This is a genomic window from Sphingomonas larreae (assembly GCF_051400595.1).
GTDB lineage: Bacteria > Pseudomonadota > Alphaproteobacteria > Sphingomonadales > Sphingomonadaceae > Sphingomonas.
Map to the genome: position 1 here is coordinate 1,194,955 of NZ_JBLFFI010000001.1, position 12,574 is coordinate 1,207,528.

Below are 12,574 nucleotides of genomic sequence, written 5' to 3' on the forward strand. Positions count from 1 at the left end.
ATCACGGCAAGCGGTAATGGTCCGCGAGCCGGTCGAGCGCGAGCGACAGCACCAGTCGCCCGCTGCGCGCCGGCCACCCCAGCGCGCGCTCGCTGTCGGGCAGCGACTCGCCCGCGCAGACCACGCGCCACAGCACGTCGGCGAGCCCGCGCCCGGCCGCGCCCACCGCGGCATCGAACCGCCGCTTGGCGGCGAGCTGCGCCTCGCCGGGGTCGAGCGCGGCGACACGGCCGTTGTCGACCCGCGGCGCCCAGCGCATCGTCACCGCCGGCGCGAGCTGCGCGCGCTCATAGTCGGCGCGCAGCCGCTCGCCCGCCTCGGCCTGGCGCGCGTCGACCAGCCCGCGCGCGGCGAGCCACGCCAGCGGCGACTCCCGCCGGTTCACCGTTACGGTGCGCCCGCGCCGTGCCCCGCCCGCCGCCGGGCCGCGCCGGCCCGCCGCATCGATCACCTGCTCAACCAAGTCCCGCATCATGTGTCCCTTCGTCCGATCGGCGCGCGGGGGGTCGCAGAAGTTGGACGCTGTAGGACAGGCGACGGGCGCGGGCCGGCGCGCGAGAAACGATGGAGGCGTTCGGCCGCGGACCCATGCCTGCTTCACCGCGCTCCGGCACGATACGGGTCGCGCATCTTGGTTGATGACTAATCCCGCGCGCTAACCCAAATCGGAGCCATGTCGCCGGATCGATTCGCCAAACTGACGACCCGGCAACGGGAATGCCTGCGCCTCTATCACCAGCGCTATCGCGTGAAGGAGATCGCGCGCGCGCTCGCCATCTCCGAGAATACCGCCAGCGGCTATCTCACCGAGGCGACCGCGCTGCTCGGCGTCGGCGGCCGTCCCGCCGCGGCGGCCGCGTTGGCCGCCTTCGAGGCCACCCACCCCGATGCGAGGGGTCGCTTCTCGGTGGGCGACACCGTCCCGCCGCCCGAGCCAGAACCGTCCCTGCCGGGCAATGATGCACCGGCACCGGCCAGCCGGGCCGAACCGCGGGCGACGACACACGCCCCGGGCGCGCTGCGGCTGCCGTTCCGCAAAGGGGATGGTAATGACCTCACAATCGCTCAGCGTCTCTTCTGGCTCGGCGTCATCATGTTCGCCCTCGTCACCGGTTTCGGTCTTTTCGCTCTCTTTGTCCGAACCCTCAGCGACGTCGTCGCCCAGCTCGCGCGGTGAGCGGCTCTCGACCGAGGTCCAGGCGGTGGCGACGCTGCTGCGCGAGCTCGAGGTGCTCGAGGATCGTGCCTTCGCAGTCACCGGCCGGCTCATGGCGGCGCTCATCGACGCGCGGCTCGAGCAGAATATCGCGCCCATCGTCGGCAAGTCGATCCGCGCCGGGATCAGCGACGTCGCGGTGCAGATCAGCGCGGCGCAGGCGGCCACCGCGGACGTCCACCGCCTGCTCGAGGCGCTGGCAAAGGCGCGCGGCATCGACGTGCAATTGTATGGCGACACCGACAAGCAGGATCCCCGCGTGGCGATCGCCGGCTGAGTCGCGGCGGATCACGCGTGACCGACCCCCGGGGGAAAGCGGCCGATGACGCGAGTGCTCGTCTTCGCCGCGGTGCTGTTCGGCACCTGCCTGTATGCGTTCCGGCGTGGTGGCGCGCCGGAACGCTGGACCGCCGCGCTGCTGCTGCTGGCAGCGCTCGCGTCCTACCTGCTGCCGCATGTGCCGGGATACACCTATGTCCATGTCGAGTGGCAGCGGGTCGCGATCGACGGCGCGCTGCTCGCCGGGCTGATCGCGGTGAGCCTCACCGCGGACCGCTTCTGGCCGCTGTATCTCACCGCCTTCCACGCGCTGACGGTGACCACCCACGGGGTGCGTGCCTACGATCCCGCGGTGCTGCCGATCGTCTACACGCGCGTCGCTGCGTGGCTCGCCTATCCCGGGCTGCTGCTGCTCGCGATCGGGGTGGCGCGGCACCGGCGGCGCGTGCTGGCGGGCGCGCGCGAATTCGACTGGACGTTCCAGCGTCAGGCGACGCGCGATGAGACACGAGCCGACGACACGCGAGGAGCTGGGCTCCGCGATCCGTGAGATCGAGCGGCTGCTCGAGCGCCTGCGCGCGAAGGACACGCAGCAGCCCACCGCCGCGCCGGGTCTGCGCGAACGCGCCGAGCTGATGTATCAGGAACGGCGCACGCGCGACCGGCTGTTCGGGGCCGACCTGTTCGGCGAGGCGGCGTGGGACATGCTGCTCGACCTCTACATCCATCACGGCCGCGGTACGTTGGTGCCGGTGTCGAGCGCCTGCATCGGCGCCGCGGTGCCGCCCAGCACCGCGCTGCGCTGCCTGGGCAAGCTGGAGGGGCGCGGTCTGGTGGTGCGCCGCGCCGACGCCGACGATCGCCGCCGCTCGCTGGTGACGCTCAGCGAGAAGGGGCTGCGCACGATCGAACTGTATCTGGCCAGCAGCTGGGCCGGCCCGGGGTGAGCGACGATCGCGCCCGCCGCGCCGCCGCGCCGGCTTCAGCCTGCCGGGAGTCCGGCGAGCACTGACCCATCACGGCGCGAGGCGCTGGACGGGCGACGACGGCGCGCCGACGCTGCGCGGCGTGACCGGCGATCCCTCCCCAGCCCGCGCGACCCGCTATCTGCTCGCCGAGCTGCTCGCCGGAGTCACCGCTGCGCTGCTGCCCGTGTTGGGCGCGCGGGTGGAACGCGCCTTGATCTATCTGCTGCTGCTGCGCCGCTCGCTTGACGGCGCGCGCCCCACCCCCGTGCTGGCAGTGGCGGAAGCGCTCGGGCTTCCGTTCGAGACCGCGCGCCGCCACGTCGCCGCGCTCACCGGCGCGGCGCGCTGTCGGCGCATCACCGGCGGCATCCTCGTGGCGCCCGGGGCGACGGACGATCCCGCGCTCGCCGCCGCGCTCGCGCTGGCGCACGACCGGATGGCGACGGCGGTCGGGCGGCTCGTCGCGGTCGGGGCGGTGCCGGCGCTGCCGACCGCGCGTGCCGATTATGCCTGGGAGCGCGGGCTGTGCGCCACCGCGGATCTCGCACTCGCCGCAGCGGCGGCCGATCAGGCGCGTTGCGCACGGCTGCTCGACCGCGTGCTGTTGGCCACGCTGCTGGCGGGCAACACCGCGGTGATCACCGCCGACGCGATGCTCGCGCGCCGCTACGCCGCGATCGGGGCGGTGCCCCCCGCGGCGCTGCTGCGGCCGCTCCGCCCGCGCGCGGCCGCCACCGCGCTCGGCTTGCCCGAAGCCACCGTGCGGCGCCGCTTCGCCGGGCTGGAACAGGCGCTCATTCCCACGCCGGCGGGGCTGAGCATCGACGAGGCCTGGCTGCGCGACGGCTCCGATGCCGCCGCGGACGAGCTCGATGCAGCCGTCCGCCGCCAGCTGGTCGCGCTGGCGCGGCACGGGTTCCCGTTCGACGATCCCGCCGCGGCCTATCGGCGCGGCACGCCCCCATCGCTCGATTTCGGTTAGCATCGGGCGATTCCGCTTGTTCGCCGGGCGCGTGCGCTGCCACACTCGCATGCGATGCCATTGCGCCGCCATCACCCGCGCCTATCTCCCGCTTTCACCGGCGCACCGCGCGCCGCGCAAGGAGCCGCATGAGCCGCAAGCCCGTTCCCGCCCAATCCGGCGAGCGTTCCCGCGTCGAGCTGTTGTTCGACAAGCCCCAGCTGCTCAGCCAGCTGTTCGGCCAATATGACCAGCATCTCGTGGCGCTCGAGAACCGCCTGGGCGTCTATATCACCGCGCGCGGCAACCGCGTCGGGCTGGAGGGTACCGCCGAGCAGGTCGCGCTCGCGCGCGACACGCTCAACGACCTGTACCATCGCATCCAGCGCGGCGAGGAGGTCGATACCGGGCTGGTCGACGCCGCGATCGCGATGGCGGCCGAACCGGTGCTCGACGGCATCATTCGCGCGGATTCCGGCGGCGGCGCGCCCTCGGTGATGATCCGCACGCGCAAGAAGACGATCGTGCCGCGCACCCCGGCGCAGGCGCATTACATGCGCGAGCTCACCTCGCACGAGATGATCTTCGCGCTCGGCCCCGCGGGCACCGGCAAGACCTATATCGCGGTGGCGCAGGCGGTATCGCAGCTGATCTCGGGCAGCGTGCAGCGGCTGATCCTGTCGCGCCCCGCGGTTGAGGCGGGCGAGAAGCTCGGCTTCCTGCCCGGCGACATGAAGGAGAAGGTCGATCCCTATCTCCGCCCGCTCTACGACGCGCTGCACGACTGCCTTCCCGCCGAGCAGGTCGAGCGGCGCATCGCCAGTGGCGAGATCGAGATCGCGCCGATCGCCTTCATGCGCGGGCGCACGCTGGCGGACGCCTTCGTGATCCTCGACGAGGCGCAGAACACCACGCCCGCGCAGATGAAGATGTTCCTCACCCGCTTCGGCCAGAACAGCCGGATGGTGATCTGCGGCGATCCCAACCAGACCGACCTGCCCGGTGGCGTGGCGGCGAGCGGGCTGGCCGACGCCACCTTCCGGCTGGAAGGGGTGGAAGGCATCTCTTTGTGCCGCTTCACTGCGGGCGACGTGGTGCGGCATCCGATTGTCGGGCGGATCGTGGAGGCCTATGAGGGCAGGGAGGCTTGATGCGGCGGGATATCCTTCTTACGTGAGAGGATATCCCAGAGGGTGAAATGGCCTCGCTGTACATCAAGGATGCTGAGACCGCCGCGCTGGCCGACCGCGTCTCGCGGCGGCTCGGGACGAGCAAGACCGATGCCGTGCGGCGCGCTCTGGTGGCGCTCGAGCGCAGCCTTCCCGAACGCACCAACGTGGCCATGCTAATCGCCGATCTCGACGCGTGGCGGCGCGACCATCCCCTGCCGCCGGAGACCGGCGGTCCGGCCGACAAAGATTTCTACGATCGTCTCTGGAACGAAGCGGAAGGATGATCTTCGTCGACGCCTCGGCACTCGTCGCGATCTGCAAGGCGGAGCCCGATCGCCCGGGCCTGCTCGACCGCCTCGTCGGCCACGATCGCGCGCTCTGGTCGCCGATGGCGTGCTGGGAGGCGGTGTCGGCGCTGGCGCATTCGTATAAGATCCCGCTCGCCACCGCCCTCGCCGAGGTCCGTCATACGGCCAACAGGCTGCGGCTGGAGATGGTTGCGATCGCGCAGGACGAACTCGACGCCGCGCTCGCTGCCTATCAGCGCTACGGCAAAGGCTCGGGCCACCCTGCCCGACTCAACATGGGCGATTGTTTCGCTTATGCCTGCGCCAAGACCCATGGCGCCGCCCTGCTCTACAAGGGCGACGATTTCTCGCACACGGACCTCGCCTGACATGATCCACGTCGAACTCACCCGCGAGGATCCCTGGCCCGACGAGGCCTGGGAGCAGCGCGCGCTGGCCGCGGTGCGTGCCGCGGTGGCCCACACCCCGAACGGCGACCTCCTCACCACCCCCGCCGCGGTGGAGGTGAGCGTACGGCTCGCCGACGACGCCGAGGTGCACGCGCTCAACCGCCAGTATCGCGGCAAGGACAAGCCCACCAACGTGCTGTCCTTCCCGATGGTGCAGCCCGACCTGCTCGATACCGTCAGCCAGAATTCGGACGACGGCGAGCTGCTGCTCGGCGACATCGTGCTGGCGCATGGCGTGTGCGTCGTCGAGGCGGCGGAGCGCGGGATCACGGTCGGCGATCATTTCACCCACCTTGTGGTGCACGGCACGCTGCATCTGCTAGGCTATGACCACATGACCGACGAAGAGGGCGACGCGATGGAGGAGATCGAGCGCGCCGCGCTGGCCGACCTCGGCGTCGCCGACCCCTATGTGATACGCGAGGACTGACAGACGGCGATGGCCGACGACCGAAGTACCGCCGGCAGCGGCGACCACCATCACGAACCCGGCATCTGGTCGGGGTTGCGCAACCTCATCTTCGGCGAACCGCACGAGGCGACGCTGCGCGAGGTGCTCGAGAAGGCGATCGACCGCTACGAGGAAGATCCCGCGCCCGACCTCAAGGGCGATCTCACCCCGCTCGAGCGCCAGATGGTGCGCAACCTGCTCCATTTCAGCGAGCGCGACGCCGGCGGCACCGGCGTACCACGCGCCGACGTGATCGCAGTGGAGGAAGCCACCAGCTTCTCGCATCTCGTCGAGGTGTTCGCCGAGGCGGGGGTGAGCCGGCTGCCGGTCTACCGCGAGAACCTCGACCACATCATCGGCATCATCCATATCAAGGACGTGTTCGCGATCCTGGCACGCGGCGGCGAACCGCCGGCGACGATCGCGGCGCTGATCCGCCAGCCGTTGTACGTGCCGATGAGTCGCGGCGCGCTCGACCTGCTCGCCGACATGCGCCAGTCGCGCAGTCATCTCGCCGTGGTGCTGGACGAATATTCCGGCACCGAAGGGCTGGTCACGATCGAGGACCTGATCGAGGAGATCGTCGGCGAGATCGAGGACGAGCATGACGATGCGCCCGAGGTGCTGCTCGTCCCGCTCGACGGCGGCGCCTGGGAGGCGGACGCGCGGGTCGAGCTGGAGGATGTCGGCGAGACGGTGGACGCGCGGCTCGCCGAGGCGGAGAGCGACGTCGACACGATCGGCGGGCTCGCCGCGGTGCTCGCCGGGCGCGTCCCCGAGGCCGGCGAGTGTATCGATCACCCGAGCGGCTGGCGGATCGAGGTGGTCGACGCCGACTCGCGCCGCATCAACCGGCTGCGGCTGCATCCGCCGGTGCCCGAGCCGGAGGACGTCGACGCCTGATCGCGCGACGCCGCCACCGTAAAAAATCGCCGCCTTGGCACAGCGACTTGCGAAGCGCGTCGGCGATAGGCTAGCCGGACGGAGACGGTTCGGGAGCGGTGCGCCGCTTCCCACGCGCAACCGGCCGAGTAAGCCCTTCGGGTCGCCCGACAGGCAGCTGGGTCGGGGGCCGCCGGCGTGCCCCCCACGCCGGCGGCCCATCGTCCGTCTCGAAGCCAGCTCCGCTGTGAGGCGAGTTCGCCTCCCCGCCGCGTCGCCACGTCGTTATGTCCACGCCGCGCCGGCGTCGAGAGCGGAAAGGCAATCGTGCACGTCACGCGCTTGTAGGTGCCGCACGAAGCGCCTGCCGCCGCGATCGGCATGGCCACGCCGCTCTGTCGGCCCCTCGCCGGGATCGTGCGCCGGCACGGACAGGATCGCCGCTGCGATGGCGTGATCCGGCGGGCGAGGCCGCACGCGACGGTGGCGCCGCCCCTGGCTTCCCCCTACATCACGCATATGCGCAGACACCTTCTCGCCGTCCTCGGGCTCCTCCTCCTCGTCGCGATCGGCGTGGTCGCCTATCTCGCCTGGCCCGACAGCGCTCGGGTCGACGTCGCCGCGGTGACGGGCGCGCGCCCGACCATCACGCCGCCGCGCGAGCAGATGCTGCCGACGGTGAAGACCGCCGACCCGATCGGCTGGAAGGCGGGCGAGGCGCCCACCGCGGCGGCAGGGCTGCGCGTCGCCGCCTTCGCCACCGGGCTCGTCCATCCGCGCTGGCTGTATCGCCTGCCCAATGGCGACGTGCTCGTGGCGGAGACCAACTCGCCGCCACGCAAGGGCGGCGGGATCCAGGGCTGGGTGATGCGCCACCTGCTCGGCAAGGTCGGCGCGGGCGGCGCATCGGCCGATCGCATCACCCTGCTGCGCGACGCGGACGGCGACGGACGCGCGGAGACGCGGTCCACCTTCCTGACCGGGCTGCACTCGCCATTCGGCATGGCGCTGCTCGGCGGCCAGCTGTACGTCGCCAACACCGATGCGCTCGTGCGCGTGCCCTACACCGAGGGCGCGACCCGGATCACCGCACGGCCCGAGCTGGTCGTCAAGCTGCCGGGCGGCGGCAACCATTGGGCGCGCAACGTGATCGCGGCGGAGGACGGGCGCACGTTGTACGTCTCGGTCGGCTCGGCCTCGAACGTCGCCGAGGGCGGGCTGGCGCAGGAGAAGTTCCGCGCCGCGATCCTCCAGGTCTATCCCAAGGAGAAGACGTTCCGCGTCTTCGCCACCGGGCTGCGCAACCCCAATGGCATGGCGCTGGTGCCCGGCACCAACCGGCTGTGGACCGTGGTGAACGAGCGCGACATGCTCGGCTCCGACCTCGTCCCCGATTATCTCACCGCCGTGGAGCTGGGCGATCACTTCGGCTGGCCGTGGTATTATTGGGGCGGCTATGTCGATACGCGGGTCGAGCCCAAGAACCCCGAGTTGCAGCAATATGTGAAGCGGCCCGATTTCGCGCTGGGGCCGCACGTCGCTGCGCTCGGGCTGACGTTCGCGGGCGACGCGCGGCTCGGCGACCGCTTCGCGCGCGGCGCGTTCGTCGGCGAGCACGGTTCGTGGAACCGCAAGCCGCTGTCGGGCTATAAGGTGGTGTTCGTGCCGTTCGACGCGGCGGGCTGGCCGGTCAAGAACGCCAAGCCGGTCGACGTGCTCACCGGTTTCCTCACCCCCGACGGCGAGGCGCATGGGCGGCCCGTCGGCGTGATCACCGACCGCGCGGGCGCGCTGCTGGTCGCGGACGACGTCGGCAACGCGATCTGGCGAGTCGCGCCGGCGCGCTGACCCGCCGCGCCGCGCCGCCGCTCTATGATGAGATCAGGTGCGGTAAGGCGGGGGAAGGCCATTGCTCTGGACGATCGTCGTGATCCTGGTGGTGCTCTGGCTGCTGGGGTTCAGTTTCCATCTGACCAGCGGGCTGATCCACCTGCTGCTGCTGATCGCTTTGGTGGTGGGGCTGGTGCAGCTGTTCACCGGTCGGCGCTAGCGGCGGGGGGCTGAGGTGCCCCCGGAGCGGCGGCGCCTCGATCGGGCGGTGCGCGCGCGATCGCCGGCGTATGAGGCGGGACGACGGTGGTGGGCGCTGACGGGTTCGAACCGCCGACCTACTCGGTGTAAACGAGCCGCTCTACCAGCTGAGCTAAGCGCCCGGAGGAAGCCACCGGTCGCGGCTGTCTACACGGGCTCGGATAGGGATCAAGTGCGAAGCGTCCCGCAACGGCTTGCACGACACCCCCATCCCGCGCCAAGATCGCGCTCCACCCGCCGTGGAGAATGCCGCCATGCCGACCGCTCCGGTCAAAGGTCCCGCGTCCTACTTTCCCGCGATTGAGCAGCGCTACGGTCGCCCGATCGCGGAATGGCAGGAATGGGTGCGCGCGCAGCTGCCCGCCAAGCATATGGAGCTGGTCGCGCTGCTCAAGCGCGACCACGGCATGGGGCACGGCCATGCCAATGCGATCGTCGCGCACGTCCTCGCCGGTCAGCGCTGACCCGACCCGCGGCTCACGCCAGCGGCAGACCCGCTTCGGCGAGCGCGCCCAGATAGGCCTGCATCGCGTCCGCCGCCTCGTCGGTCAGCGCGATGAACACGCGGCGGCGGTCGCGCGGATCGGGAGTCCGCGCGAGCAGCCGCAGCTCGCTGAGTCGCGCGATCCAGCGCAGCGCGGTGGTCGGCGCCACCGCCGCGGCGATGCACAGGCTCGACACCGACACGCGCCTACCCTCCAGCCGCGCGGCATAGAGATCCAGCAGCATATCCCACGCCGGGTCCTCGAACAGCCCGTCGCCGAAGAACCGGTCGCGCAACCGCCGCGCGCGCAGCACGTCGCGCACCGCGGTCGCGCTGATCGTCACCGCTGCCGCGGGTGCGGGCTGGAAGGTGACGCGGCGGTCCTCGGCGCGCTCGGCGCCGCCCGCCTGCTCGCCCGCGCCGGCGAGCAGCGCCGCGATCCGCGCCACCTCGGCGCTGAGCCGCGCCAGCCGCGCCCCGTCGCCCTCGGGCGCGCGCACCCGCCCCTCGCCGCGTGCCAGCGCGACGGCGAGCGCGCCGATCCATTCGGCGCGATCGGGCGCGCACAGCAATTGCACCGCGCCGCTCTCCTCGCCCAGCGCGGCGACCACCGGATCGATCTGCGCCAGCGTGAAGGCGAGCACGACGCGCCAGCCGCGCGCGGCGGCGAGCGCGTCGATCGCGGCGACGACGTCGTGCGCGAGTGCGTCATCGGCGCCGTCGAGATCGAGCACGATCACGGGCGCGCCGGCGAGCGCGGCGAAGGCGGCGGGTGCGGCGGGAAGCGCGCTCTGTGCCACCAGCGTGCCGCCGATCAGCGCGATCGCCTCGCGCGCGGCGTGCGCCCCGGCACCCTCGTGGCAGGCGAGCGCGAACGCCGGGGCAGTTGCGCCGCCGGCATCGTAGGGGGTAGCCATCGCGTCAGTCGAGCGACTTGACGATCTCTTCCACCATCTTCTTGGCGTCGGCGAGCAGCATCATCGTATTGTCCCGGTAGAAGACCTCGTTGTCGACTCCAGCATAGCCGACTCCGCCCATCGAGCGTTTGACGAAGAGAACCGTTTTGGCGTTTTCGACGTCGAGCACGGGCATGCCGTAGATCGGCGAGCTGCGATCGGTCTTCGCCGCGGGGTTGGTGACGTCATTGGCGCCGATCACGAACGCCACGTCGGTCTGCGCGAATTCGGAGTTGATGTCCTCCAGCTCGAACACCTCGTCATAGGGCACATTGGCCTCGGCAAGCAGCACGTTCATATGGCCGGGCATGCGCCCCGCCACCGGGTGGATGGCATATTTGACGCGGACGCCGTGCGCCTTGAGCTTATCGCCCATCTCGCGCAGCACGTGCTGCGCCTGCGCCACCGCCATGCCATAGCCGGGCACGATGATCACCTGCTCGGCCTGGCTCATCAGGAAGGCGGCGTCCTCGGCCGAGCCGCGCTTCCACGCGCGGTCGCTCGCCGCCGCACCGCCCGCGCCGCCGCCCGTCTCGGCGCCGAAGCCGCCCGCGATCACGCTGACAAAGCTGCGGTTCATCGCGCGGCACATGATATAGCTGAGGATCGCGCCGGACGAGCCGACCAGCGCGCCGGTGATGATCATCGCGCTGTTGTGGAGCGTGAAGCCCATCGCCGCCGCGGCCCAGCCCGAGTAGCTGTTGAGCATCGACACGACCACCGGCATGTCCGCGCCGCCGATCGGCACGATCAGCAGGAAGCCGATCGCGAACGACAGCACCGTCACCGTCCAGAACACCCAGGGCGACTGGTCGACGGTAAAATAGGCCACCAGCAGCAGGATCGCGGCGAGCACGCCGAGGTTGATCGCGTGGCGCGCGGGTAGCAGGATCGGCGTGCCGCCCATGTTGCCGTTGAGCTTGAGGAAGGCGATCACGCTGCCCGAGAAGGTGATCGCGCCGATCGCCACGCCCAGCCCCATCTCGATTCGGCTGACCGGGTTGATCAGCGCCACCGCGCTGCCGTCGGGGAATAGCAAGGGCACCGCGATGCCGAACGCCACCGGGTTGAGGAAGGCGGCGGCGGCGACCAGCACCGCGGCGAGTCCGACCAGGCTGTGGAACGCCGCCACCAATTGCGGCATCGCGGTCATCGCGATCCGTCGTGCGATGCCGACGCCGATCACCCCGCCGAGCGCGATCGCCGCCACGATCTCGAACGCCGCCGCATAATCCACCCGCGCGATCAGCGCGGCATAATCCTCGCCCTCGATCAGCGTGGCGGTGAGCGGCACGTGCGTCACCAGCGTGGTCACCACCGCCACGCCCATGCCGATCATGCCGAAGCGATTGCCGCGCTGGCTGGTCGCCGGGCTGGACAGCCCGCGCAGCGCCAGGATGAAGCATACGCCCGCAACCAGATAGGCGAGCGCTACCCACGGGTTCCCCGCAACATGCTCCACGTGGTTCTCCCCCTCGCGACCAGCGCTGCGACTAAGCCCGCGGTGCCGGCCGCTCCTTCTTCCTATACATGGCGAGCATCCGCTGCGTCACTGCGAAGCCGCCGAAGATGTTGACGCTGGCGAGCACCACCGCAGCGAGCCCGAGCCACTTCGACCCCGTGCTCCCCGCCGCCGCGCCCGCGATCAGCGCGCCGACGATGATCACGCTGGAGATGGCGTTGGTCACCGCCATCAGCGGCGTGTGCAGCGCCGGCGTGACCGACCAGACGACGTAATAGCCGACGAAGCACGCCAGCACGAAGATCGACAGGATCGCAACGAAGTCCATCATTGTTCTCCGGCGGTGCGGGCAGCGGCAAGCGAGACGAGGTGCCCGACGGTGGCGTCGAGGTCGAGCACGTCGCCCGCCGAGCGGCGGACGGTGAGCAGGCCGCACGCGGCGAACCAGGCGTCACGCGCCGCGTCGCGCGCGGGGCGGTCGCCGCGCTCACGCGCTTCGCCGTCGATCTCGATGATCAGGCGCGCGGCATGGCAGCAGAAATCGGCGACATAGGGGCCGGATGGGTGCTGGCGACGAAACTTGAAGCCGGCGGGTCGTTCGCGCAGCGCGCGCCAGAGGAGGACTTCCGGCAGCGACATGGTCTGCCGCAATGCGCGCGCGAGCGGCGCGACCACGTCGTGACCCTGCAGCACCTAGATCCTCCCCTGCAAGGGGAGGTGGCAGGCCGTAGGCCTGACGGGGGGGTGACCCGGCGAGTGAATGCCGCTGGACTCACGACCCGCGACACCCCTCCGTCGCGCTGCACGCGCCACCTCCCCTTTCAGGGGAGGATGAAAAGAGTCGACTGCGATCATCATCCTAATCCGCACGGGAACATGGGCGTCCGGCGGGCTG

18 protein-coding genes and 1 tRNA gene are annotated in these 12,574 nt (G+C 70.9%); 13 read left to right on the plus strand and 6 right to left on the minus strand.

Annotated features, from left to right (window positions below; genetic code table 11):
- Position 1: 1 nt before the first annotated feature.
- On the minus strand, positions 2-472 hold the full coding sequence (locus ACMGDM_RS05340) for a DUF6456 domain-containing protein (RefSeq protein WP_436803064.1): 471 nt from the start codon (positions 470-472) through the stop codon (positions 2-4).
- Positions 473-673: 201 nt separating this feature from the next.
- Between ACMGDM_RS05340 and ACMGDM_RS05345 the strand changes: the two genes are divergently transcribed.
- The 12 genes from ACMGDM_RS05345 (at position 674) to ACMGDM_RS05400 (ending at position 8,736) form a co-directional block, all read left to right on the plus strand.
- Positions 674-1,177: a LuxR C-terminal-related transcriptional regulator gene (locus tag ACMGDM_RS05345; protein ID WP_436803065.1), complete on the plus strand. Its 504-nt coding sequence runs from the start codon at positions 674-676 to the stop codon at positions 1,175-1,177.
- A gap of 25 nt (positions 1,178-1,202) precedes the next feature.
- A complete protein-coding gene (locus ACMGDM_RS05350; RefSeq protein ID WP_436803066.1) occupies positions 1,203-1,493 on the plus strand; it encodes a hypothetical protein in 291 nt (96 codons plus the stop codon).
- A 45-nt stretch (positions 1,494-1,538) separates the two neighbouring features.
- The gene (locus tag ACMGDM_RS05355) at positions 1,539-2,045 is read left to right on the plus strand and encodes a hypothetical protein (RefSeq protein ID WP_436803067.1); all 507 of its coding nucleotides are present in this window, start codon (positions 1,539-1,541) and stop codon (positions 2,043-2,045) included.
- A complete protein-coding gene (locus tag ACMGDM_RS05360) occupies positions 1,996-2,442 on the plus strand; it encodes a winged helix DNA-binding protein (RefSeq protein ID WP_436803068.1) in 447 nt (148 codons plus the stop codon). Before ACMGDM_RS05355 ends, ACMGDM_RS05360 begins: the two co-directional genes overlap by 50 nt.
- Before the next feature lie 121 nt (positions 2,443-2,563).
- On the plus strand, positions 2,564-3,445 hold the full coding sequence (locus tag ACMGDM_RS05365) for a hypothetical protein (RefSeq protein ID WP_436803069.1): 882 nt from the start codon (positions 2,564-2,566) through the stop codon (positions 3,443-3,445).
- A 128-nt stretch (positions 3,446-3,573) separates the two neighbouring features.
- Positions 3,574-4,575, plus strand: a complete 1,002-nt coding sequence (locus ACMGDM_RS05370) for a PhoH family protein (RefSeq protein ID WP_436803070.1) — start codon at positions 3,574-3,576, stop codon at positions 4,573-4,575.
- Between the two features lie 47 nt (positions 4,576-4,622).
- On the plus strand, positions 4,623-4,880 hold the full coding sequence (locus ACMGDM_RS05375) for a type II toxin-antitoxin system VapB family antitoxin (RefSeq protein WP_436803071.1): 258 nt from the start codon (positions 4,623-4,625) through the stop codon (positions 4,878-4,880).
- Positions 4,877-5,272: a type II toxin-antitoxin system VapC family toxin gene (locus ACMGDM_RS05380; RefSeq protein ID WP_436803072.1), complete on the plus strand. Its 396-nt coding sequence runs from the start codon at positions 4,877-4,879 to the stop codon at positions 5,270-5,272. The genes ACMGDM_RS05375 and ACMGDM_RS05380 overlap by 4 nt, the downstream gene beginning before the upstream one ends.
- Before the next feature lies 1 nt (position 5,273).
- Positions 5,274-5,783 carry an rRNA maturation RNase YbeY gene (gene ybeY / locus ACMGDM_RS05385; protein WP_436803073.1) on the plus strand — a complete coding sequence of 170 codons (510 nt, stop codon included), beginning with the start codon at positions 5,274-5,276 and terminating at the stop codon, positions 5,781-5,783.
- A 9-nt stretch (positions 5,784-5,792) separates the two neighbouring features.
- The gene (locus ACMGDM_RS05390; protein WP_436803074.1) at positions 5,793-6,707 is read left to right on the plus strand and encodes a hemolysin family protein; all 915 of its coding nucleotides are present in this window, start codon (positions 5,793-5,795) and stop codon (positions 6,705-6,707) included.
- Positions 6,708-7,205: 498 nt separating this feature from the next.
- Positions 7,206-8,534 carry a PQQ-dependent sugar dehydrogenase gene (locus ACMGDM_RS05395; protein WP_436803075.1) on the plus strand — a complete coding sequence of 443 codons (1,329 nt, stop codon included), beginning with the start codon at positions 7,206-7,208 and terminating at the stop codon, positions 8,532-8,534.
- Positions 8,535-8,595: 61 nt separating this feature from the next.
- On the plus strand, positions 8,596-8,736 hold the full coding sequence (locus tag ACMGDM_RS05400) for a lmo0937 family membrane protein (RefSeq protein ID WP_436803076.1): 141 nt from the start codon (positions 8,596-8,598) through the stop codon (positions 8,734-8,736).
- Between the two features lie 87 nt (positions 8,737-8,823).
- Here ACMGDM_RS05400 and ACMGDM_RS05405 read toward each other — a convergent pair.
- Positions 8,824-8,899 (minus strand) — tRNA-Val (locus ACMGDM_RS05405).
- Positions 8,900-9,031: 132 nt separating this feature from the next.
- Here ACMGDM_RS05405 and ACMGDM_RS05410 point away from each other — a divergent pair.
- Positions 9,032-9,241 (plus strand): DUF4287 domain-containing protein, encoded by a 210-nt coding sequence (locus tag ACMGDM_RS05410; protein WP_436803077.1) that lies wholly within the window; start codon positions 9,032-9,034, stop codon positions 9,239-9,241.
- A 13-nt stretch (positions 9,242-9,254) separates the two neighbouring features.
- On the opposite strand, the gene ACMGDM_RS05415 is transcribed toward ACMGDM_RS05410, so the two are convergent.
- From ACMGDM_RS05415 to ACMGDM_RS05430, 4 genes are read right to left on the minus strand one after another with little or no spacing between them, the layout of a single operon-like run.
- Entirely contained in the window at positions 9,255-10,178 is a 924-nt protein-coding gene (locus ACMGDM_RS05415) for a winged helix DNA-binding protein (protein WP_436803078.1), read from the minus strand.
- 4 nt (positions 10,179-10,182) lie between these two features.
- Positions 10,183-11,679 (minus strand): NAD(P)(+) transhydrogenase (Re/Si-specific) subunit beta, encoded by a 1,497-nt coding sequence (locus tag ACMGDM_RS05420; RefSeq protein ID WP_436803079.1) that lies wholly within the window; start codon positions 11,677-11,679, stop codon positions 10,183-10,185.
- Between the two features lie 31 nt (positions 11,680-11,710).
- Positions 11,711-12,007 (minus strand): NAD(P) transhydrogenase subunit alpha part 2, encoded by a 297-nt coding sequence (locus tag ACMGDM_RS05425; RefSeq protein WP_436803631.1) that lies wholly within the window; start codon positions 12,005-12,007, stop codon positions 11,711-11,713.
- On the minus strand, positions 12,007-12,354 hold the full coding sequence (locus ACMGDM_RS05430) for an endonuclease domain-containing protein (protein WP_436803080.1): 348 nt from the start codon (positions 12,352-12,354) through the stop codon (positions 12,007-12,009). Before ACMGDM_RS05430 ends, ACMGDM_RS05425 begins: the two co-directional genes overlap by 1 nt.
- Between the last annotated feature and the right edge of the window lie 220 nt (positions 12,355-12,574).

Bases quoted from the DNA above. Each gene is read 5' to 3' on its own strand.
- ACMGDM_RS05360 (WP_436803068.1), top strand. From the start codon at position 1,996: ATGAGACACGAGCCGACGACACGCGAGGAGCTGGGCTCCGCGATCCGT.
- ACMGDM_RS05415 (WP_436803078.1), bottom strand. From the start codon at position 10,178: ATGGCTACCCCCTACGATGCCGGCGGCGCAACTGCCCCGGCGTTCGCG.
- ACMGDM_RS05395 (WP_436803075.1), top strand. From the start codon at position 7,206: ATGCGCAGACACCTTCTCGCCGTCCTCGGGCTCCTCCTCCTCGTCGCG.
- ACMGDM_RS05345 (WP_436803065.1), top strand. From the start codon at position 674: ATGTCGCCGGATCGATTCGCCAAACTGACGACCCGGCAACGGGAATGC.
- ACMGDM_RS05340 (WP_436803064.1), bottom strand. From the start codon at position 472: ATGCGGGACTTGGTTGAGCAGGTGATCGATGCGGCGGGCCGGCGCGGC.
- ACMGDM_RS05380 (WP_436803072.1), top strand. From the start codon at position 4,877: ATGATCTTCGTCGACGCCTCGGCACTCGTCGCGATCTGCAAGGCGGAG.
- ACMGDM_RS05410 (WP_436803077.1), top strand. From the start codon at position 9,032: ATGCCGACCGCTCCGGTCAAAGGTCCCGCGTCCTACTTTCCCGCGATT.
- ACMGDM_RS05355 (WP_436803067.1), top strand. From the start codon at position 1,539: ATGACGCGAGTGCTCGTCTTCGCCGCGGTGCTGTTCGGCACCTGCCTG.
- ACMGDM_RS05425 (WP_436803631.1), bottom strand. From the start codon at position 12,007: ATGGACTTCGTTGCGATCCTGTCGATCTTCGTGCTGGCGTGCTTCGTC.
- ACMGDM_RS05375 (WP_436803071.1), top strand. From the start codon at position 4,623: ATGGCCTCGCTGTACATCAAGGATGCTGAGACCGCCGCGCTGGCCGAC.
- ACMGDM_RS05370 (WP_436803070.1), top strand. From the start codon at position 3,574: ATGAGCCGCAAGCCCGTTCCCGCCCAATCCGGCGAGCGTTCCCGCGTC.
- ACMGDM_RS05390 (WP_436803074.1), top strand. From the start codon at position 5,793: ATGGCCGACGACCGAAGTACCGCCGGCAGCGGCGACCACCATCACGAA.
- ybeY (WP_436803073.1), top strand. From the start codon at position 5,274: ATGATCCACGTCGAACTCACCCGCGAGGATCCCTGGCCCGACGAGGCC.